General features: G+C 71.2%; 15 protein-coding genes. 5 read left to right on the top strand and 10 right to left on the bottom strand.

Features of this window, described 5'->3' with window-relative positions; genetic code table 11:
• The first annotated feature begins 434 nt into the window (after positions 1–434).
• Positions 435–884, top strand: coding sequence for a PTS sugar transporter subunit IIA (locus AMK33_RS18160; RefSeq protein WP_073933861.1), 450 nt, complete (start codon positions 435–437; stop codon positions 882–884).
• Between the two features lie 77 nt (positions 885–961).
• A complete protein-coding gene (ptsP, locus tag AMK33_RS18155; RefSeq protein WP_073933860.1) occupies positions 962–2,632 on the top strand; it encodes a phosphoenolpyruvate--protein phosphotransferase in 1,671 nt (556 codons plus the stop codon).
• Positions 2,633–2,709: 77 nt separating this feature from the next.
• Here ptsP and AMK33_RS18150 read toward each other — a convergent pair whose 3' ends face one another.
• Both AMK33_RS18150 and AMK33_RS18145 read right to left on the bottom strand, forming a co-directional pair.
• On the bottom strand, positions 2,710–3,597 hold the full coding sequence (locus AMK33_RS18150; RefSeq protein WP_073933859.1) for a hypothetical protein: 888 nt from the start codon (positions 3,595–3,597) through the stop codon (positions 2,710–2,712).
• 99 nt (positions 3,598–3,696) lie between these two features.
• Positions 3,697–5,664, bottom strand: coding sequence for an acetoacetate--CoA ligase (locus AMK33_RS18145; protein WP_073933858.1), 1,968 nt, complete (start codon positions 5,662–5,664; stop codon positions 3,697–3,699).
• A gap of 213 nt (positions 5,665–5,877) precedes the next feature.
• On the opposite strand from AMK33_RS18145, the gene AMK33_RS18140 reads away from it, so the two are divergent.
• Complete coding sequence (locus AMK33_RS18140) at positions 5,878–8,256, top strand: glycoside hydrolase family 31 protein (protein WP_073933857.1); 2,379 nt, start codon at positions 5,878–5,880, stop codon at positions 8,254–8,256.
• Here AMK33_RS18140 and AMK33_RS18135 read toward each other — a convergent pair.
• Positions 8,247–8,783: an NUDIX domain-containing protein gene (locus AMK33_RS18135; RefSeq protein WP_073933856.1), complete on the bottom strand. Its 537-nt coding sequence runs from the start codon at positions 8,781–8,783 to the stop codon at positions 8,247–8,249. The two genes, AMK33_RS18140 and AMK33_RS18135, sit on opposite strands and share 10 nt — an antisense overlap.
• 45 nt (positions 8,784–8,828) lie before the next feature.
• The gene (locus AMK33_RS18130; protein WP_075806919.1) at positions 8,829–9,638 is read right to left on the bottom strand and encodes a M15 family metallopeptidase; all 810 of its coding nucleotides are present in this window, start codon (positions 9,636–9,638) and stop codon (positions 8,829–8,831) included.
• A 388-nt stretch (positions 9,639–10,026) separates the two neighbouring features.
• On the opposite strand from AMK33_RS18130, the gene AMK33_RS18125 reads away from it, so the two are divergent.
• Entirely contained in the window at positions 10,027–10,752 is a 726-nt protein-coding gene (locus AMK33_RS18125) for an MIP/aquaporin family protein (RefSeq protein WP_073933855.1), read from the top strand.
• Between the two features lie 49 nt (positions 10,753–10,801).
• Here the strand turns inward: AMK33_RS18125 and AMK33_RS18120 are convergent, their stop codons facing one another.
• Positions 10,802–12,010, bottom strand: a complete 1,209-nt coding sequence (locus AMK33_RS18120; RefSeq protein ID WP_073933854.1) for an RNA-guided endonuclease InsQ/TnpB family protein — start codon at positions 12,008–12,010, stop codon at positions 10,802–10,804.
• A 45-nt stretch (positions 12,011–12,055) separates the two neighbouring features.
• Here AMK33_RS18120 and AMK33_RS18115 point away from each other — a divergent pair, with 45 nt between their 5' ends.
• Entirely contained in the window at positions 12,056–12,274 is a 219-nt protein-coding gene (locus AMK33_RS18115; protein ID WP_073933853.1) for a hypothetical protein, read from the top strand.
• Positions 12,275–12,357: 83 nt separating this feature from the next.
• Here AMK33_RS18115 and AMK33_RS18110 read toward each other — a convergent pair whose 3' ends face one another.
• From AMK33_RS18110 to AMK33_RS18090, 5 genes are read right to left on the bottom strand one after another with little or no spacing between them, the layout of a single operon-like run.
• Positions 12,358–12,963: a GTP-binding protein gene (locus tag AMK33_RS18110; protein ID WP_073933852.1), complete on the bottom strand. Its 606-nt coding sequence runs from the start codon at positions 12,961–12,963 to the stop codon at positions 12,358–12,360.
• Complete coding sequence (locus AMK33_RS18105; RefSeq protein ID WP_073933851.1) at positions 12,944–16,627, bottom strand: hydantoinase B/oxoprolinase family protein; 3,684 nt, start codon at positions 16,625–16,627, stop codon at positions 12,944–12,946. Before AMK33_RS18105 ends, AMK33_RS18110 begins: the two co-directional genes overlap by 20 nt.
• Positions 16,628–16,651: 24 nt before the next feature.
• Entirely contained in the window at positions 16,652–17,047 is a 396-nt protein-coding gene (locus tag AMK33_RS18100; RefSeq protein WP_073933850.1) for a DUF742 domain-containing protein, read from the bottom strand.
• A 9-nt stretch (positions 17,048–17,056) separates the two neighbouring features.
• Positions 17,057–17,491, bottom strand: a complete 435-nt coding sequence (locus tag AMK33_RS18095; RefSeq protein WP_073933849.1) for a roadblock/LC7 domain-containing protein — start codon at positions 17,489–17,491, stop codon at positions 17,057–17,059.
• Positions 17,488–20,478: a sensor histidine kinase gene (locus AMK33_RS18090; RefSeq protein ID WP_073933848.1), complete on the bottom strand. Its 2,991-nt coding sequence runs from the start codon at positions 20,476–20,478 to the stop codon at positions 17,488–17,490. Before AMK33_RS18090 ends, AMK33_RS18095 begins: the two co-directional genes overlap by 4 nt.
• Positions 20,479–20,573: the final 95 nt, after the last annotated feature.

Below are 20,573 nucleotides of genomic sequence, written 5' to 3'. Positions count from 1 at the left end.
TCTGGCGTTGACTTTTGGCACGCTGTTGAGTTCTCAAGGAACGGACGCTTCCTTCGTACTCACCCTCGCGGGCTTTCCTCCGGGCGCTTCCCTTCGGTGTTTCCAACTCTACCAGTGTTCCTCCGGCCCTCTGACCACCGTCCTGCAGACATGCAGAAAGTGATCCAAAGTTAGGATCTGACAAGTTGGATTGCTGTCGAGTCAGGAGCGTTGGTTCGCGCCGCTCATCCCCGAGCAGGAGTACGACTCTACACGGGGTCGCGGACCACGTGCAAATCGATTAGGGTGTGTGGTCTAGACCTCTCGTCTAGACCACTGATCCGGACCTGTCCCCCGGAACCGGTACGTCATATGACATACGCTGCTGAACAGCGCGCCGGAGGCAGGCAGTGACGGCGGCGTACGTACAGATCTCCACGCCTGGGAGGCTTCCCATGACCACCGTGACGTCCCCGCTCGCAGGACGGGCCATCGGACTGGCGTCCGTGCCCGACCCGGTCTTCTCCGGGGCCATGGTCGGCCCGGGTACGGCGATCGACCCCGCGCGGGAGCCCTCCGAGGCCGTCTCCCCCGTCGACGGTGTGATCGTCTCCCTGCACCCGCACGCGTTCGTCGTCGTCGACGGGAACGGACACGGCGTGCTCACCCACCTCGGCATCGACACCGTGCAGCTCAACGGCGAGGGCTTCGAGCTGCTCGTCAACAAGGGCGACACCGTGACGCGCGGGCAGAGCATCGTGCGCTGGGACCCGGCCGCCGTCGAGGCCGCCGGCAAGTCCCCGGTGTGCCCGGTCGTCGCCCTGGAGGCCACGGCGGACGCTCTCTCCGAGCTTCGCGACGACGGTGATGTGAAGGCCGGCGACACCCTCTTCCTCTGGAAGTGACGCGGCGCCGTCCCGCGACGGCCACCAGGACAACCAACGCGGCGGCGGAGCCCGCCGCTCTACCGGAGACGGGTGAGATGGAGACAACGCTGCGAGGCGTCGGTGTCAGCCACGGTGTGGCGATCGGCGAGGTACGGCACATGGGTACGGCGGTGCTCGAGCCACCGGCCAAGCAGATCCCGGCGGAGGAGGCGGAGCGCGAGCAAGGGCGCGCCCGCAAGGCCGTGGAGGCGGTCGCGGCCGATCTGATGGCGCGCGGCAACCTCGCCGGGGGCGAGGCCCAGGCGGTTCTCGAGGCGCAGGCCATGATGGCTCAGGACCCCGAGCTGATGGCCGACGTGGAACGACGCATCGCCGTCGGCAGCACCGCTGAGCGTGCGGTGTACGACGCGTTCGCCGCGTACCGCGAGCTGCTCGCGAACGCCGGTGAGTATCTGGCGGGCCGTGTGGCCGACCTCGACGACGTGCGGAACCGTATCGTCGCGCGGCTGCTCGGGGTGCCGATGCCGGGTGTGCCGGACAGCGACGAGCCGTACGTCCTCGTGGCCCGCGATCTGGCGCCGGCGGACACGGCGCTGCTCGACCCGACGCTGGTGCTCGGCTTCGTGACCGAGGAGGGCGGCCCGACCAGCCACAGCGCGATCCTGGCCCGCGCTCTCGGTGTCCCGGCCGTGGTCGCCCTGCCGGGTGCCGGTGAACTCGCCGAGGGCACGCTGATAGCGGTCGACGGCAGCACCGGCGAGATCTTCGTGGACCCGAGCGACGAGAAGAAGGCTCGGCTCGAGGCGGCGGCGGCCGAGCGCAAGGCGGCGCTGGCGGCGTCGACCGGGCCCGGCGCGACCGCCGACGGTCACAAGGTGCCACTGCTGGCCAACATCGGTGGCCCGGCGGATGTGCCGGCCGCCGTCGAGGCGGGCGCCGAGGGCGTCGGTCTCTTCCGTACCGAGTTCCTGTTCCTGGACGACGACAAGAAGGCTCCTTCCGAGGAGAAGCAGGTCACGGCCTACCGTCGGGTGCTCGAGGCGTTCCCCGAGGGCCGTGTCGTGGTGCGGGTGCTGGACGCGGGCGCGGACAAGCCGCTGGACTTCCTGACTCCGGCGGACGAGCCGAACCCGGCGCTGGGCGTGCGTGGTCTGCGGACGCTGCTCGACCATCCCGAGGTGCTGCGTACGCAGCTGACTGCGCTGGCCAAGGCCGCCGAGGGGCTGCCCGTCTACCTCGAAGTCATGGCCCCGATGGTGGCGGACCGGGCCGATGCCAAGGCTTTCGCGGACGCCTGCCGGGAAGCGGGGCTGCGGGCGAAGTTCGGCGCGATGGTCGAGATTCCGTCGGCCGCGCTGCGGGCGCGCTCGGTGCTGCAGGAGGTGGAGTTCCTGTCGCTGGGCACGAACGACCTCGCGCAGTACACGTTCGCCGCGGACCGTCAGGTGGGTGCGGTCTCCCGGCTGCAGGATCCGTGGCAGCCCGCGCTGCTCGACCTGGTGGCGCTGTCCGCCGAGGCGGCGAAGGCCGAGGGCAAGAGCTGTGGTGTCTGCGGTGAGGCAGCTTCCGACCCGCTGCTCGCGTGTGTGCTGACCGGTCTGGGTGTCACCTCTCTCTCCATGGGCGCGGCGTCCATTCCGTACGTACGGGCGTCGCTGGCGAAGTTCACGCTGGCGCAGTGTGAGCGGGCCGCGGCGGCGGCCCGGGCGGCGGACAGTGCCGCGGATGCCCGTGCCGCCGCTCAGGCGGTGCTGTCGGGCGAATAGTCCGAACCGGGCCTCGGCGATGGTGTCCCCGAGGGGCGCCCCACCTGGAGGTGGGGCGCCCCTCGGGCGTTTCTGGCTCAGTGGCGGTGGGCCGGGTTCGGTCCCTCGCCGAGGTCGGGCGGCTCGCAGTAGTCGACGTTGGACTCCGGGGAGATGAGGTCTCCGGACTCGGCGTCGGTGCAGTAGGCGTCGAAGACCTCGCCGGCGGTGAGAGGTTCGAGGCCGTAGGCGCGCAGTCGCCAGCCGTGGATGCGGTCGGGGCTGCCGGGTTCGCTGGTCCGCATGACCAGTCCGCCGGGGCTCCCGGTGGCGAGGCCGACGGCCAGGACGGTGGTGAATTCGAGGGCTTCGGACTCGTCGAGTTCCATGCGGCCGGCGATGTCGTCGGCGTGCAGGACGGCGACGAGCGTTTCGGGTGGTCCGGAGACGCTGCACACGAGGTGCCGCTCGCCGGGTGGGGCCGTGTCGAGGATGCGGACGAGGAGGTGCGAGGCGCGGATGAAGGCGGCGCGGCCCAGGTCCTCGCCGCACGAGGCGCAGGTGCCGAGGCGGGCGAGGAGCGTGGTCGCGTACTCCCAGGTGGCGTGGCGTACGGCCTCGTCGACGAGGGTGGGCAGGAGGTCGGCCAGTGGGCGGCCGTCGTAGGGGACCGTGGGGCCGGTGGACGCGAGTGCGGCCGTGAACCGTGTGCGGCTGGTGCGGCTGTCGGGGTCGAGGCCCGTTTCCGCGCAGTACTCGGCGTAGTCCTCGGGGTCGAAGAGGGCCACCGTGGTGTGGCTGCCCTGCAGCGCGCGCGTCCTGAGGACGGCTTCCATGTGTTTGAGGTAGGTGGTGTGGTCGTCGAAGACGAAGCTGTCGTAGCGCCGCATGGCGCGGAAGTCGTGCTCGTCGGCCAGCAGGCCGATGGTGCCCGCGACTTCGCGGCGCAGGACGCGTCGCAAGGTTCGGTGGTCGGTGTAGGCCATGTCTCCCCCTGTGCACAGTCGATCAATGCTCACTCACAGTAATCGGCGGCACTGACAACGGCGTGGGTCGAGGGGGAGCCGGTCTCGTTCCCGGGACGGTCAGGCGCGCTTGCGGGCGAGTTCCTCGTAGAAGGCGAGCAGGCCGAGGTTGTCGATGGAGCCCGGGTTGACCGCCTTTTCCAGCGGGGTGCCCTGGAGGAGTCGCTTGACCGGGACCTCGATGCGTTTGCCGGTGAGGGTGTGCGGGACGCCGGGTACCTCGATGATCTCGTCGGGGACGTGACGCGGTGACAGTTGCTCGCGGATGGTCTTCTTGATGCGGCCGCGCAGGTCGTCGTCGAGGGTGGCTCCGGGTGCCAGGTGGACGAACAGGGGCATCCAGTAGCCGCCGTCGGGCTGTTCGACGCCGATGACGAGGGATTCCCTGATCTCGGGGAGGCGTTCCACGGCTTCGTAGATGTCGGCGGAGCCCATGCGGACGCCCTGGCGGTTGAGCGTGGAGTCGGAGCGGCCGTGGATGACGACGGAGCCGCGGGAGGTGATGGTGATCCAGTCGCCGTGCCGCCAGACGCCGGGGTAGGTGTCGAAGTAGCTGTCGTGGTAGCGGGTGCCGTCGGGGTCGTTCCAGAAGCGGATCGGCATGGAGGGCATCGGGTTGGTGACCACGAGTTCGCCGACCTCGTCGGTCAGGGGCTTGCCGCTGGGGTCCCAGGACTGCAGGTCCGTGCCAAGGCCGGGGGCCTGGAGCTCGCCGATGTGGACGGGGAGGGTCGGTACGGCTCCGGCGAAGCAGGAGCAGACGTCCGTGCCGCCGCTGACGGAGGCGATCCACAGGTCGTCGCCAACCTCGTCGTGCAGCCAGCGGAAGCCGTCGGGGGGCAGGGGGGAGCCGGTGGTCGCGACGCACTTCACCGCGGAGAGGTCGAAGTCGCGCGAGGGGTGCACGCCGGCCTTGCGGCAGGCCATGACGTAGGCGGCGGAGGTGCCGTAGAGGGTGGCGCCGGTGCGTTCGGCGATGCGCCACTGGGCGCCCGTGTCCGGGAAGCCGGGGCTGCCGTCGTACAGGACGATCGTCGTTCCGGTCAGGAGGCCGGAGACGAGGAAGTTCCACATCATCCAGCCGGTGGAGGTGTACCAGAAGAAGCGGTCCTCGGGGCCCAGGTCGCAGTGGAGTCCGAGCTGCTTGAGGTGTTCGACGAGGATGCCGCCCTGGGACTGGACGATCGCCTTGGGCAGTCCGGTGGTGCCGGAGGAGTAGAGCACCCACAGCGGGTGGTCGAAGGGCACCTGCTCGAAGACCGGTTCGGTGTCCGCGGCGGTGAGGGCGGACCAGTCCAGGGCCCCGTCGGGGGCCTCTGTGCCGAGCAGGGGGATGTGCACGACGGCGCGCAGGGTGGGCAGTTCGCGGCGGAGTTCGGCGACGACGTCGCGGCGGTCGTGTTCCTTGCCGCCGTAGCGGTAGCCGTCGACGGTGAACAGGACGACGGGTTCGACCTGCTGGAAGCGGTCGAGGACGCTGCGGGCGCCGAAGTCGGGTGCGCAGGAGGTCCACACGCCGCCCACGGCCGCCGTGGCGAGGAGGGCGACGACGGCCTGCGGGATGTTCGGGAGGTAACCGCTGACGCGGTCTCCGGGGCGTACGCCGAGGGAGCGCAGCTCGGCCGCCAGGGAGCCGACCTGGCGGCGCAGCTCGGCCCAGGTGACGGGGCGGGGGTCATGGGTTTCGTCGACGTACAGAAGCGCGGCTTCGTCCGCGCGGGAGGTGGTGGCGCGCAGCGCGTGCTCGGCGTAGTTCAGCGTGGCTCCGGGGAACCACTGGGCGCCGGGCATCGAGCGGTCGCCCAGCACGCGCGCGTAGGGGGTCGAGAAGCGGACGTCGAACCACTCCGTGACCGCTTTCCAGAAGGTGTCCAGCTCGTCCACGGACCAGCGGTGGAGAGCCGCGTAGCCGCCGTCGGCGGGGGCGCCGTGGTGTTCGGCGGCCCACGTCTGGAACGTGGTGATCCGTGCCTGGGCGATCTGGTCCCGGCTCGGCTGCCAGAGCGGCTGGGGGTTCACGGTCGACATGGGGCGGCTCCCGGACTGTGCGCGTCGTGTGCGTCCTCCGCGCACGGGCTGGGGTGTGCGCGTGACGCGGCTGACAGGGACGATGCCATGTGATCGACTTCCGCACCAGGGCGTCCCCCACATAGTCCGTGTCGTGAAGATGTGGTCCGATCACGGGTGAACGGCAGTTGAACGACACGCATGAGGGGCGCGGTCAATGGCAGGGTGAGCAGCATGGACGGTCGTGACCTGGTGCGTTCGGTGAAATCGGTCGGTTCGTTGGGGGCGGCTCAGGGGTTGCGTACCGTACGGGCAGCGTGGCGCAGGCGGCGGGCCGACGCCACCGGGCTGCCGCCGCGGGGGCCGGTGCGGGCGCGGGTGCCCGGGACCGTGCGGGAGGTGGAGCCGGGGCTCGGTGGCGGGCTGGTCAGGTTCGGCCGCTCGGAACTGCGGATCTTCGTGGCGGTGAACGGGGCGGTCTTCTGGGGCTGGGACGGGGCTGCTCCGGAGCCGTCGTACGCGCTGGCCGGCCGTTGTCCCGATCCGGATCCGCGGGCCGCGCTGGAGCCGGACAAGGACGGTGGCTGGCGGGTGGTGGCCGAGCGGGTCACGGTGGTGGTCTCGCGGCACGGCGCGGTGGAGGTGCTCACCCCGGGTGGTGTGATGCTGCGGCGCGATCTGCCGCCGCGGTGGTGGGAGCCGGTGGGCGGTGGTGCCGCGCGCTGGATGCAGCGGTCCGAGGTGCCGGCCGACGCGCGTTTCTTCGGGCTCGGGGGGCGTGCGTCGGGTCCCCGGCTGCGGGACGGCACGTACAGGTTGTGGAACTCCGCGCCCGGTCGTGCCGTCGGCCCTGGCGACGATCCGCTGTCCGTCACGATGCCGGTGCAGATGGTGGTGGCCGACGCGGGCACGCATCTGGTGTTCTACGACAACGCGTGGGACGGCGCCGTGACGCTGCGGGAGGGCGAGGAGGGTGCCGGTTCGGGGCACGACCGGGCCGGGACGAGTGAGCTGCGCGTGGACGGCGGTCCGCTGCGCTGCTGGGTGATGGTGGGTGCTCCCGCGCGGGTGCTGCTCGCCTGGGCCTCGCTCACCGGTGCGCCGGCGCTGCCACCCGCGTGGGCGCTCGGTCACCATCACGCGCGGGGGTCTTCCGGCGGCGAGGAGGAGGTGCGGCGGGCCGTCGCGGGGTACCGGGAGCACGGGCTGCCGCTCGACGCCGTGCACCTCGGCGTCGATCACTTCGATGCCCGTCGGGTGTTCACCGTGGACCAGGAGCGGTTCCCCAAGCTGCCGGTTCTCGCGGACGAGCTGCGGCGTGAGGGGATCAGGCTGGTGTCGGTCGTCGGCCCGGCGGTCGGCGCGGCGCCCGGCACCCCCGTGTACGACGAGGGGGTGGGGCGGGACGCGTTCGTGCGGGACGCCTCCGGGGAGGTCGTGGAAGGGGTCGGGTGGGCCGGGGAGGTGGTCTTTCCGGACTTCACGCACGCGCGCGTACGTGCGTGGTGGGGCGGCTTGTACACGGAGCGGCTGACGCAGGGGTTCGCGGGCTTCTGGCACAGCATGGACGAGCCGACGTCCTTCGCGGCCTTCGGCGAGCCGACGCTGCCGCGGTCGGCGCGTCACGCGCTGGAGGGGCGCGGAGGTGACCATCGTGAGGCGCACAACGTGTACGGGCTGTGCATGGCCCGGGCGGCGTACGAGGGGCTGCGGGAGCGGGCGCCCTCCGAGCGGCCGTTGGTGCTCTCGCGTTCCGGGTGGGCCGGTATGCAGCGTCACGGCGGGGTGTGGTCGGGTGGGGTGATGACGGGGTGGCCCGGGTTGCGGGCGGCGTTGTCGCTGGTGGTGGGGCTGGGCCTGTGCGGTGTTCCCCACGCGGGCCCGGACGTCGGCGGCTTCGACGGGGAGGCGTCGTCCGAGCTGTACCTGCGCGGGCTCCAGTTGGGGGTCTATCTTCCGTTCTTCCGCACCCGTGCCGGTGCGCGGGCGGGCCGGGGTGAGCCGTGGGAGTTCGGCGCGGACGTTCTCGAGCACGCGCGCGTGGCGCTCGTGGAACGCCGGCGGCTGCTGCCGTACTTCATGACGCTGGCGCATCTGGCCCGGCGTACCGGAGCGCCGTATGTACGGCCTTTGTGGTGGTCGGCGCCCGAGGAGCGCGCGTTGCGCGACTGCGAGGACGCCTTCCTGCTCGGTGACTGTCTGCTGGTGGCGCCGGTGCTCGCGCCGGGTGTGGAGCGGCGGGCGGTCACGCTGCCGCGCGGGCGGTGGTACGACACGGCGACGGGACGGGCGTACGACGGGCCGGCCCGGGTGTGGGTCGACGCGCCGCTGGGGCGGATACCGGTGTTCGCGCGCGGGGGCGCCGTTCTTCCGGTGCTGGGGGAGGACGGGGGCCCGGAGTTGGAGGTGTGGGCGCCGGCCCGGGGGCGGACCGGGGGCGGGCTGGTGGTGCCGGATGCCGGCGAGGGGTGGGAGGAGCCGGAGATCGAGCGTTACACGGTGCGGTGGTCGGGTCCGCGGGTCGTCGTCGAGCGGGAGGGCGAGGACGGCGGGACCGAGCCGTCCTGCCCGGTGCGCGTCCGCGGGGTGGGCACCGGCGGGGGTCAGATGTAGCGGCCCTCGAACCAGGCCCGTGCGGCCAGGGTGTGCAGGGGGAAGGCGAGTTCCTCAGGGCGGCGCAGCAGGTGGCGGTCCTCGGTCTCGTCGGTGACGGTGAAGGGCGGCAGGTCTTCCGCGGGGCGTTCCGGGAGGAGTCCGAACAGCAGCAGGTGTCCGTCGGGTGAGCTCATGGCGTCGGCGAGCCGTACGTCGCGGCTCGCCGCGCCGATGCCGGTCTCTTCCTCGAGTTCACGGACGACGGCCTGGCGCCAGTCCTCCCGGTCGTCGATGTAGCCGCCGGGCAGGGCCGTACGCCCGCGCGCGGGTGCGATGGTGCGGGTGATGACGACGAGGCCGGTGCCCTGTGTGTCGTACACGGGCTGGAGGGCGACCGCGACCGGCAACGGGTTGCGGTAGGCGACGGTGCCGCAGGACGGGCAGGTGCGGGGCCAGCCGGAGACGCCCTCTCCGAAGGCCGTGCCGCAGCTCGAACAGTGGGAGTCCGGCGCGGAGTTGGGAGCCATGGCGTGAGTTTCGGACACGCGCGGACTGTATCCGATCACGGTGGGGGCGTCTCCGGGGGCCGGTCAGTTGTGGCCGGTGAGTGACCTCCGGGACACCGGGAAGTCGAAGTAGGTGTCCGGGTGGGTCTCCGGCTTGAAGGTGTAGTGCCACCACTCCTCGGCGAGGTTCACGAAGCCGAGGTCCTCCAGGGTGTTCTTGAGGAGCAGCCGGTTGGCGCGTTGTTCGCCCCGGACACGCGGGTCGAGGGTGTGGCTGAGGGTGTCGAAGCAGTCGTAGCCGGTGCCCATGTCGACGGAGGTGTCGGGGAACCGCTCGTCCTCGGGGGCGAAGCAGGGGGTGAGGGGCTGTCCGGGGTGGTAGGGCCTTGTCGGTTTCGTGGGGAGTTCCACGAGGGTGAGGTCCACGGTCGAGCCACGGCTGTGGCCGGATTTCTCCGCGATGTAGCCGTCGGCGAACAACCGGGTCTTGTCGACGTTCGGGTAGAACTCGGCCTTCATCCTCTGGTCGTCGAGGTCCTCGGCCCAGCGCACGAAGTGGTCCACCGCGCGCTGTGGCCGGTAACAGTCGTACACCTTCAGGGAGTAGCCCTGGCGCAGCAGCTTCCGCTGCGCCGTGTGGAGGGCCTCGGCGGCGGGGCGGGTGAGGATGCACAGCGGCTGCCGGTAGCCGTCGACGGTCTCGCCGACGAAGTTGTGCGGGGTGAAGTAACGGATCTCCTGGATGATCGTCGGGTCCACGTCGTTCAGTGCCACGAAGTCGCGGGGCGCCTTGGGTTCGGGCTTCGCCTGGGCGGTGGCGGAGGCGGTGGTCGCGGCGAGCAGGGCGGTGACGGCGGTGACCAGACCGCGTACCGCACGGGAGAGTCGTGTCATGTCTCCTGCATCTATCAGGAGTCGGCTCCTCCGGGGAAGGACCCGTCCCCCGACCGCCGAGTGTCCGCGCCCCCGCGGAGGTGGCGCTTCCGGCCGGGTGGCCGATAACCGTTGCGGTCGGCGACCTTGACGCCCCCTGAGTGCCGGTGAACACTTCCCGGTGTCAGTCGACATCGCCGTACATCTCGGCGTATTCCGGCACGCCGCCGTTGGGGCCTCCTGCGGCACGGCCCACTCCCCACGGGCGATTCGGCTGCGACGGCACGCTCGTCACGGACGCCGGGCGGGGCGCGGATCCTCCCTGCCTCCGGCTGAAGTCGCAGTGGGAAACGCACCCTGCACGCGAGGTCCGGGGCGGATCGTCCCGGACCGGGGCCTAGGAGCCGCCATGAGCAACGGAGACATATTCGTCGGGGAGATCATCGGCACCGCGATCCTGATCCTGTTCGGCGCCGGTGTGGTCGCCGCCGTCGTCCTCAACTACTCGAAGGCGAAGGACGCCGGCTGGGTCGTCATCGCGCTGGGCTGGGGTTTCGGCGTGATGGCCGGGGCGTACACCGCCGCCCCGCTGTCAGGCGGGCACCTCAACCCGGCGGTCACCCTCGGGATCGCCATCGACACCGGGGAATGGGACCATGTCCACGTCTACGTCTCCGGGCAGATGGTCGGCGCGATGCTGGGCGCCGTGCTGTGCTGGCTGGTCTACTACGCGCAGTTCCAGGCCAACGCCGAGGAGGACATCGCCCAGCCGACGCTCGGGATCTTCTCCACGGCCCCCGCGATCCGCAACCCCGTCGCCAATCTCGTCACCGAGATCATCGCGACCATGGGCCTGGTGCTGCCGATCCTGGCGTTCGGGCTCACCAAGGGGCTCGGCGAGTCGGGCACGGCGATCCTGATCGTCTCGTTCCTGGTGGTCGGCATCGGCCTGTCGCTCGGCGGCCCCACCGGGTACGCCATCAACCCGGCCCGTGACCTCGGGCCGCGCGTCGTGCACGCGCTGCTCCCGATTCCCAACAAGGGCACCTCGGACTGGGGCTACGCGTGGGTTCCGATCGTGGGACCGCTCATCGGCGGGGCGCTGTCCGGGCTGGTCTTCAAAGCAGCGTTCTGAACGAACCTCCGCACGTACGACGAAGGGGACGTCTTGGCTTCCTCTCCGTCTAAAGGCGGGGGGCTCCAGCGGTCACCCGCTGGGTTTCCTGCTTCACCGACGACCGCCCCGTCCGGGAGGACTCCCGTTGAGGTCTTACACCGTCTCCACAGGCGGACACCGCCAGCCCGGCGGCCAGGATATTGCGCGCCGCGTTCACGTCACGGTCATGCACGGCGCCGCAGTCGCACGTCCACTCCCGGACACTCAGCGGCAGCTTCGCCGCAACCGTGCCGCAGGCCCCGCACAGCTTCGAGCTGGGAAACCATCGGTCGATCACAACGAGTTCGCGCCCGTACCAGGCGCACTTGTACTCCAGCATGGAGCGCAGTTCCGTCCACAACGCGTCACTGATCGCGCGGGCGAGCCTGCCGTTCTTCAGCAGGCTGCGGACGGTGAGGTCCTCGATCACGACCGTTTGGTTCTCACGGACGAGACGAGTCGACAGCTTGTGCAGGAAGTCCCGACGCCGGTCGGCGATCCGCGCGTGGACCTTGGCGACACGGAGCCGAGCCTTCTTCCGGTTCGCCGAGCCCTTCGCCTTCCGCGACAGCTCCCGCTGTGCGCGGGCCAGGCGGACACGGTCACGGCGCTCGTGCCTGGGGTTGGTGATCTTCTCCCCGGTGGACAGGGTCACCAGGGAGGTGATCCCGGCGTCCAGACCGACCGCCGCTGTGGTGGCGGGGGCCTCGGCGATGGTGTCCTCGCACAGCAGGGACACGAACCAACGGCCCGCCGCGTCGCGGGACACCGTCGCCGTGGTCGGCTCCGTGCCCTCGGGCAGCGGGCGCGACCAGCGGATGTCCAGAGGCTCGGCCATCTTCGCCAGAGTCAGCTGTCCGTCGCGCCGCTTGAAGGCGCTGCGGGTGTACTCGGCTGACGTCCGGGACTTCTTCCGCGACTTGTAGCGCGGATACTTGGCCCGTTTGGCGAAAAAGTTCCCGAACGCCGTCTGAAGATGGCGCAGCGCCTGCTGGAGCGGGACGGAGGACACCTCGTTGAGGAAGGCCAGTTCCTCGGTCTTCTTCCACTCCGTCAGCGCGGCCGAGGACTGCACGTAGGAGACACGGCACTGCTCGCCGTACCAGGCCCGCGTGCGCTCCTCCAGCGCCTTGTTGTACACGAGGCGGACGCAGCCGAACGTGCGCGACAGCTCAGCCGCCTGCCCGCCCGTGGGGTAAAAGCGGTACTTGAACGCCCGCTTGAGCTGCTGCGCCATACCTCACGTCCTATCAGCTCCCGTGTGAGCAGCGAGCGTCGACCGGTGGCCACGGACATCGAACCGCCCTGGCGGCGATTCACCTTTCCCGGCCCTGCTCCGCAGGAGCTTCGTTTCCTGTCTGGCCTGAAAGCCAGGGCATCCACGAAGAAGGACGCCGAGTGGACGCCGGCCATGGAGGCGCCGGTGCGGGACCGGGAGTACCGCAACTGGCGCAAGGCGGTGGAGAAGAGCTTCGGCTGGATGGAGGAGGGTGACGGCTGACCACGCGCGCGTGGTGCGTCGTTCTCCGCACCGCGGCCCGTGCTCCGGTCGGCGGGAGTACGGGCCGCGGGTCTGCCGCCGTCTCAGGTGGTGACCGTCTGACGTCGCTGTGCGGCCTGGGCCATGGCGTGCTGGACGACGCCGATGAGGGTCTCCTTGACCGACTCGCGGTCCCGCGCGTCGCACATCAGCAGCGGTACGTGGTCGTCGAGGTCGAGGGCGCGGCGGACGTCGTCAGCCGGGTAACGGGCGGCTCCTTCGAAGCAGTTGACGCCGACGAGGAACGGGATGGCGCGCCGCTCGAAGTAGTCGATGGCCGCGAAGCAGTCCTCCAGCCGCCGGGTGTCGGCGAGGACGACGGCTCCGAGGGCGCCCTCGGACAGCTCGTCCCACATGAACCAGAACCGTTCCTGGCCGGGCGTGCCGAAGAGGTACAGCACCAGGTCCTCGCGGAGCGTGATGCGGCCGAAGTCCATGGCCACCGTGGTGGTGTTCTTCGCTTCCACACCGGAGGTGTCGTCGACCGGGCGCCCGGCCTCGGTGAGGAGTTCCTCGGTGCGCAGCGGCCTGATCTCGCTGACCGCGCCAACGAGCGTGGTCTTGCCCACGCCGAAGCCGCCGGCCACCAGGATCTTGAGCGTGACGGGCTCGACCGGGGGCTTGCCGCGCTCAGAACGCCCGAAGATCATCGATCTCTTCTCCTGCTTGATGGGGTTCGGGCGGCGGGCCGTATCCCCCGCCGCCGGGGGTTTCGATGACGAGTACGTCGCCGGCGCCGACGTCCGCCGAGTCGCTGCCGGCGAGCCGGGTGACCGTGCCGTCGGCTCGTTCGATCCGGTTGGCGCCCGGCGCACCGGGTGCACCGCCCGCCATGCCGTACGGGGGCACCCTGCGGTGCTGGGACAGTGTGGAGACGGTCATCGGCTCCAGGAAGCGGATCCGGCGCACGGCCCCGTCCCCGCCGCGCCACCGTCCGGCGCCGCCGCTGCCGCGGCGCACCGCGAACTCCTCCAGGCGGACGGGAAGTCGCCACTCCAGGATCTCGGGATCGGTGAGCCGGGAGTTGGTCATGTGGGTCTGTACGACGGAGGCGCCGGGGAAGCCGTCTCCGGCGCCCGAGCCGGAGGCGACGGTCTCGTAGTACTGGTGGCGGGCGTTGCCGAAGGTGACGTTGTTCATGGTGCCGGAGCCCTCCGCCTGGACGCCGAGGGCCGCGTAGAGGGCGCCGGTGATGGCCTGGGAGGTCTCCACGTTGCCCGCGACGACGGCGGCCGGCGGCTCGGGAGCCAGCATGGAGCCCGGCGGCACGATGATGTCCAGCGGGCGCAGACAGCCGTCGTTGAGCGGGATGTCGTCGGCGACCAGGGTGCGGAAGACGTACAGGACGGCCGCGTTGACGACCGAGAAGGGGGCGTTGAAGTTGGTGGACAGCTGGGCGGAGGTGCCGGTGAAGTCGATGGTCGCGCGGCGGTTCTCGCGGTCCACGCGGACGCGTACGCGGATGACGGCGCCCGAGTCGGTCTCGTAGGCGTACGCGCCGTCGTCGAGGGCGTCGACGACGCGGCGCACCGCCTCTTCGGCGTTGTCCTGGACGTGCTTCATGTAGGCCTGGACGACGTCGAGGCCGAAATCGCCGATCATGCGGCCGACCTCGTCGACGCCCTTGTGGTTGGCGGCGATCTGGGCGCGCAGGTCGGCGAGGTTGGTCCTCGGGTTGCGGGAGGGGTGGGGGGCTTCGGTGAGGAGGCGGAGGGTCTCCTCCTCGCGGAAGCGGCCGTTCTCGGTGAGCAGCCAGTTGTCGAAGAGGACGCCCTCCTCGTCGATGGTGCGGCTGTCGGCCGGCATGGAGCCCGGGGCGATGCCGCCGATCTCGGCGTGGTGGCCGCGTGAGGCGACGTAGAAGAGGACCTTCCGGTCACTCTCCGTGCCGTCGGTGGGCCCGGTGCCGAAGACCGGGGTGATGACGGTGACGTCGGGCAGGTGGGTGCCGCCGTGGTACGGGTCGTTGACTGCGTAGGTGTCGCCGGGGCGCATGGCCGGGCCGCGCCGCCGGATGACCTCCTTGACGCTCGTGCCCATGGAGCCCAGGTGGACGGGGATGTGCGGGGCGTTGGCCACCAGGTTTCCGTCGGGGTCGAAGAGGGCGCAGGAGAAGTCCAGGCGTTCCTTGATGTTGACGGACTGGGCGGTGGACTCGAGGCGGGCGCCCATCTGTTCGGCGATGGACATGAAGAGGTTGTTGAAGACCTCGAGCAGCACCGGGTCGGCTTCTGTGTCCGCTTCGGAACTCTGCGTGACCGCGACGCGTTCCATGACCAGATGCCCGTCGTCGGTCGCCGCGGCCCGCCAGCCGTCGTCGACGACGGTCGTCGCGCCGGACTCGGTGATGACCGCGGGTCCGGTGACGGTTTCGCCGGGGGGAAGGCCCTCGCGGCGGTGGAGGGGTACGTCGCGCCAGGCGCCGCCGGTGTGGAGGCGGACGGTCCGTGGGGTTTCGGCGCGGTGCCCGGGGGTGCCTTCGTAGGGAGCGAGGGCGGAGAGATCGGGGGGTTCGGTGATGCCGGTGGCTTCGACGGAGAGGGCTTCGACGACGATCGGGCGGTCGAGCGTGAAGGAGTACGTGGCGCGATGACGTTCTTCGAAGGTGTGCCGCATCGTGCCGGGCTCGGTCAGCTCGACGGTGAGGGTGGTGTCGGTGCCGTCGTAGCGGAGCTGGGCGCGGCGGGTGACCTCGATCCGTTCCTCGGGGACGTCCTCGGCGAGGAGTTCCGCGCGGGCCGCCACTTCGAGGTCGTCGGCGGTCCTGTGGACGCCGGGCATGGAGGACGGTTCCAGGGGGGCCTCGACGGAGCGTTCCCGCATGGCCGTGGTGTCGGCGAGGCCGATGCCGAGCGCGGACAGGACGCCGGCCATGGGCGGGACGAGGACGGTGCGGATGCCGAGGGAGTCGGCGACCATGCACGCGTGCTGTCCGCCCGCTCCGCCGAAGGTGGTGAGGGCGTACCGGGTGATGTCGTGGCCCTTTTGCACGGAGATCCGTTTCACCGCGCCGGCGATGTTGGCGACGGCGATCCGCAGGTAGCCCTCGGCCACCTGCTCGGGGGTGCGGTCGTCGCCGGTCTGCTCGTGGATCTCGCGGGTGAGGTCCGTGAAGCGGTCGCGGACGAGCGCGGCGTCGAGGGGCTGGTCCCCGTCCGGGCCGAACACCGTGGGGAAGTGGGCGGGCTGGATACGGCCGAGCATGACGTTGGCGTCGGTGACCGTGAGCGGGCCGCCGCGCCGGTAGCAGGCGGGTCCCGGATCCGCGCCCGCCGAGTCCGGCCCCACGCGGTAGCGGGAGCCGTCGAAGTGGAGGACCGAGCCGCCGCCGGCGGCGACGGTGTGGATGTCCAGCATGGGTGCGCGCAGCCGGACTCCGGCGATCTGTGTGGTGAAGACGCGTTCGTACTCACCCGCGAAGTGCGAGACGTCGGTGGAGGTGCCGCCCATGTCGAAGCCGATGACGCGGTCGAAGCCGGCGAGCTGCGACATGCGGGCCATGCCGACGATGCCGCCGGCCGGCCCGGACAGGACGGCGTCCTTGCCGCGGAACTGGCCGGCTTCGGTGAGGCCGCCGTTGGACTGCATGAACATCAGCCGTACGCCGTCGAGTTCGTCGGCGACATGGCGGACGTAGCGGCGCAGCACGGGCGAGAGGTAGGCGTCGACGACGGCGGTGTCGCCGCGCGGGACGAGCTTCATCAGGGGACTGACCTCGCTGGACAGCGAGATCTGCGGGAAGCCGATGCGGGCGGCGAGTTCCCCGACCGCTTGTTCGTGGGCGGGGTGGAGGTGGCTGTGCACACAGACCACGGCGACGGCCCGGATGCCGTCGTCGTACGCCTGTCGCAGCGGTCCGGTGAGGGCGTCCAGGTCGGGGGCGCGCAGGACGGTGCCGTCGGCGGCGATGCGTTCGTCCACCTCGACGACCCGTTCGTGCAGCAGTTCGGGCAGGTCGATACGGCGGGCGAAGATGTGCGGGCGGTTCTGGTAGGCGATGCGCAGCGCGTCGCGGAAGCCGCGGGTGACGACCAGCAGGGTCCGTTCGCCCTTGCGCTCGAGGAGGGCGTTGGTGGCGACGGTGGTCCCCATGCGTACAGCGTCGACGGGGTCGTCGGATCCGGCCAGCAGTTCGCGGACGCCCACGACCGCCGCGTCGGTGCCGCGTGTCCCCCGGCTCCCGCGGTGCCGGGGTTGTTCCGGAGCCGGGTTGTCGGACAGCACCTTGTGCGTCAGCAGCCGGCCGTCGGGGCGCCTCGCGACGATGTCGGTGAAGGTGCCGCCTCGGTCGACCCAGAACTGCCAGCCTGTCACGTCAGTATCCCGCTTCCGCGCCGGTCACAGCGCCCGGAGGCCGTTGATCACGTCGCGCAGAATACTCTCGTCCGGCAGCTCGGCCGGGGGTACTGGCCGGTTCACATGGACCAATTCCGATTCCACGAGGTCTCCGACGAGGACCCGGACCACTCCGATCGGCAGATCGAGTTCGGCGGAGAGTTCGGCGACCGTCTGCGAGGTGTCGCGGCACAGTTCGACGATGTCCACGTGCTCCGGGGAGAGCGTGGGATCGTCCTCCGGATCGTCCGCGTGCGGCTCCGTGACGACCACCGCGATCAGGTCGAGGCGGTGCTGGGCCGCACTGGTGGTGCGGCCCCGCGTCATGGCGTACGGACGGACGACCGGTCCGGCCTCGTCGTCGAACCAGTGACTCCTGCCCTGCCCGTCAGCGCTCATGTCGTCCCACTACCCGCCCGAGGGCAGATCGGTGCGCGGGGCGGCGCCCAGATGCACACCGACCCGCTTCACGAGGAGCGTCATCTCGTAGGCGACCTGTCCGACGTCCGAGTCGGCGTCCGCGAGGACGGCGAGGCAGCTGCCGTCACCGGCGGCGGTGACGAAGAGGAACGCCTCGTCGAGTTCGACGACGGTCTGCCGGACGTCGCCGGCCTCGAAGTGGCGGCCCACGCCCTTGGCGAGGCTGTGGAAGCCGGAGGCGACGGCGGCCAGATGCTCGCTGTCCTCCCGGGTGAGGTCCTTCGACGCGCCCGTGGGCAGGCCGTCGCCGGAGAGCACGATCGCCTTGCGGATGCTGGCGACACGCTCCACCAGGTCGTCGAGGAGCCAGTTCAGCTCCCCCTTGTCGGGCGTGGTGTGGCCGGTGGCCCTCGGTGCGGTCATCGACCGTCCCCCTTGTTCGTTCGTCGTGGTGCTGTGCCGCTGTCGGCTTCGTCGCCGGCGGCGTTCTCCTCGCGGCCGCGCTGCCAGCCGCGCTGGAGCGAGGCCATGCGGCTGCGGACTTCGTCGGCATCCCGTTCAACGGGCCGGGTCCTGTCCTCGTTCCGAGGTTCGGCACTGCGCTTGAGCTGCGGGGCGAGGCTGGCCTGCCGTACGCGCCGGGGCAGCGATCCGCCGTCGGGTCGTACGGCGTCGGTGTCCGTGCCGCCCGCGGCCGGTGAGGAGTCGTCGGGGCCGCTCGCCGCGGCGGCGGGACGGCGGGCGCGCTGGGGAAGCTCAGGAGGCTCCGGCCGGTCGTCGCGCACGGGGCCGGAGGGCGCCGGAGTGTCGCTCCGGTCCCCGGTTCCGATGCTGGGGCGGGAGGGGTCGGGGCCCCGTCGGCGGGCCGGCAGCGGAGGCAGTGACTCCGCGTCCGGTTGTTCACGCTCGGCGTCGGAGGAGAGCCGTTCGGTGCGACGGCGTGCGGGGAGCGGGGACAGTGCCTCCGCACCCGGGCGGCCGGGGCCCCGGCGTCCCGCGGGGTCCTCACCGCGGCGGCGGGCGGGCAGCGGAGACGCTGCTTCCAGCTCGGGCCGGGTGGACGCGGCGGGTGTGCCCTCCTCGTCCGTGCGCTCCGCACGGGCACGCGCCTCACGGACCGGGCGCCCGTGGGAGCTGACCAGCTTGGGTGCTCCCCTGCGGGTCAGCGGGACCGGGGCGCTCCGGTCGTCCCCGCCCGGGTCCGCGCCCTCGGGCGTGTCGGGGGTCTGCTGATGGTGCTCGCGGCCGGGCCGCTCCTCCTGGGTGCCGGTGAGGGAGCGGCGGGGGCGGAAGAGGCCGCCGCGCCGGCTGTCCTCGTCACCCAGGGCGCCGGGGAAGCCGTCGAGCGCGTCCAGGTCGACGGGGGCCTCCAGTTCGACCGGTCCGTCCAGCAGCGAGGCGGGGAGCCTGGGCAGTTGTACGGGCACCTGGGAGAGGGCTGCGCGGCGGCTCTCCTCCGGTTCGCGGTCCGTGGAGCGCCGGGGGCGGTCGAGGCGGAAGCCGACGCCGTTGGTGTCCGGGACGTCGTCCGTCAGCAGCGCGTCGGGGATGAAGACGACCGCTGTGGTACCGCCGTACGGGGAGGGCTGCAGGGAGACCCGGACGTTCTGGCGCTGGGCGAGGCGGCTGACCACGAACAGTCCGAGCCGGTCGGTGTCGGAGAGTTCGAACTCGGGAGTCTCGGCGAGTCTGAGGTTGGCGTCCAGGAGGGCGTCGGCCGCCATGCCGAGCCCGCGGTCGTGGATCTCCAGGGTGAAGCCGTTGGCCACGCGCTCGCCGAGGACCTGGACGGCGGTGTGCGGCGGGGAGAACACCGTGGCGTTCTCCAGCAGTTCTGCCACGAGGTGGGTGAGGTCGGCGACGGCCGGACCAGTGACGGCGACCCTCGGCAGCCGACGGACCTCGATGCGTTCGTAGTCCTCGACCTCGGCGACGGAGGCGCGTACGACGTCCATGAGCTGGACGGGTTTGCGCCACTGTCGGGAGGGCGCGGCGCCGGAGAGGATCACCAGGCCCTCGGCGTGCCGGCGCATACGGGTGGTGAGGTGGTCCAGCCGGAACAGGTCGGCGAGTTCCTCGGTGTCCTCGGTCCGGCGTTCCATGGTGTCCAGCAGGGTGAGCTGCTTGTGCAGCAGGACCTGGCTGCGGCGGGCGAGGTTGACGAACACCTCGGAGACACCGGCGCGCAGTTCGGCCTGCTTGACTGCGGCCTCCACGGCGGCGCGCTGGAGGGTGTTGAGGGCCTGGCCGACCTCTCCCATCTCGTTCTTGTCGTACTCCAGGCGCGGGACCTCGGTCTCGACATCGACCTGTTCACCCGCCGAGAGGCGGCGCATCACGCTGGGCAGTCGCACGCCGGACGCCTCGTGGGCCTCCAGGCGCAGCTTCCTGAGGTCCCGGATGAGTCCGCGGCCCACGCGCACGGAGAGGACGAGGGAGACCAGGAGGGCGATCAGTCCGAGAACACCGGCGATGACGGCCTGGGTGATGACGCCCATGGCGACGGGGCGGACGCGGTCCTGGTAGCGGTCGGCGGCCTGGTCGTTGAGGGTGCCGAGTTCGGAGAGCACGTTGCCGGCGGCGATGTCCCAGCTCTTGGCCGTGATCCCGCGGGGCTCCCCGGTGCCGGAGGAGACGGCCGCCTCTTCGCCGACGCGCAGCGGGGCGGACGCGGCGTTCTTCCAGAAGGTCTCGTAGCGGTCGCGCTCGGACGCGGGCAGCTGCGGCAGACCGGCGTCGTACATCAGGGTGCGCTGGGCCACGAGGTCGGAGATGTCCCGCACTTCGGCACGGGACAGTTCGCCGACGATCAGGGCGGAGCCGAGCAGGGCGTCCTCACGGGAGAGCAGTTCGCGGGCGCGGGCGAGACTGACCAGGGCTCGGTACTGCTTGTCGAGTTCGACGTCGTCGACCACGTGCAGATTGGCCAGCAGGATGTAGCACGGGTCGATCAGCCGGTTGTAGAGGTCGAGGGCCTGGGAGCGGTTGACGGTGCCGTCCTCGACGCTGCGGCGCAGGGACTCGATGCCCTCGAAGGAGTCCAGTACCGCGCTCAGCTCGTCGGAGCCCCCGTGCATGGCCTCGCGCACATCGGCGTCCGTCGCGCTCCTGCGGACGCCGGCGACCGCGTCGTCGGTGGCGGAGCGGCTGCGCCGGAGTGCGGCGAGGCCGTCGGAGGCGCGGGGGTCGGCGAGGTAGACGAGGGTCTGCCGGCGCTCCTGCTGGAGGACGCGGACGGTGTCCTCGACGGGGTAGCCGACCTCCTCCATCACCGACGACACGTCGAAGAGATGGCTTGCCTCGCGGCCCGTGAGCACCGTGGTGAAGGCCCAGATCGTCGTCAGGGACAACAGCGGCACGAGAAGCAGCGCCACGATCTTCCGGCGGATGGACTTCCCGCGAAAGCGCATGGCCTCCCCCAGCTCGGCCCCCGACCGGCCGGGGGTACACATGTGCGTCAACAAACGGCGCGAGCCTACTACCGCGCCGGGGTGAACTCGAAGAG

This window comes from Streptomyces sp. CB02400, from assembly GCF_001905725.1.
GTDB lineage: Bacteria > Actinomycetota > Actinomycetes > Streptomycetales > Streptomycetaceae > Streptomyces > Streptomyces atrovirens.
Note: the sequence above shows the minus strand (reverse complement) of the source record. Positions and strands in the feature narration are given on the sequence as shown.

Bases quoted from the DNA above. Each gene is read 5' to 3' on its own strand.
- AMK33_RS18150 (WP_073933859.1), bottom strand. From the start codon at position 3,597: ATGGCCTACACCGACCACCGAACCTTGCGACGCGTCCTGCGCCGCGAA.
- AMK33_RS18130 (WP_075806919.1), bottom strand. From the start codon at position 9,638: ATGACACGACTCTCCCGTGCGGTACGCGGTCTGGTCACCGCCGTCACC.
- AMK33_RS18110 (WP_073933852.1), bottom strand. From the start codon at position 12,963: ATGATCTTCGGGCGTTCTGAGCGCGGCAAGCCCCCGGTCGAGCCCGTC.
- AMK33_RS18160 (WP_073933861.1), top strand. From the start codon at position 435: ATGACCACCGTGACGTCCCCGCTCGCAGGACGGGCCATCGGACTGGCG.
- AMK33_RS18095 (WP_073933849.1), bottom strand. From the start codon at position 17,491: ATGACCGCACCGAGGGCCACCGGCCACACCACGCCCGACAAGGGGGAG.
- AMK33_RS18140 (WP_073933857.1), top strand. From the start codon at position 5,878: ATGGACGGTCGTGACCTGGTGCGTTCGGTGAAATCGGTCGGTTCGTTG.
- AMK33_RS18120 (WP_073933854.1), bottom strand. From the start codon at position 12,010: ATGGCGCAGCAGCTCAAGCGGGCGTTCAAGTACCGCTTTTACCCCACG.
- AMK33_RS18145 (WP_073933858.1), bottom strand. From the start codon at position 5,664: ATGTCGACCGTGAACCCCCAGCCGCTCTGGCAGCCGAGCCGGGACCAG.
- ptsP (WP_073933860.1), top strand. From the start codon at position 962: ATGGAGACAACGCTGCGAGGCGTCGGTGTCAGCCACGGTGTGGCGATC.
- AMK33_RS18090 (WP_073933848.1), bottom strand. From the start codon at position 20,478: ATGCGCTTTCGCGGGAAGTCCATCCGCCGGAAGATCGTGGCGCTGCTT.
- AMK33_RS18100 (WP_073933850.1), bottom strand. From the start codon at position 17,047: ATGAGCGCTGACGGGCAGGGCAGGAGTCACTGGTTCGACGACGAGGCC.
- AMK33_RS18125 (WP_073933855.1), top strand. From the start codon at position 10,027: ATGAGCAACGGAGACATATTCGTCGGGGAGATCATCGGCACCGCGATC.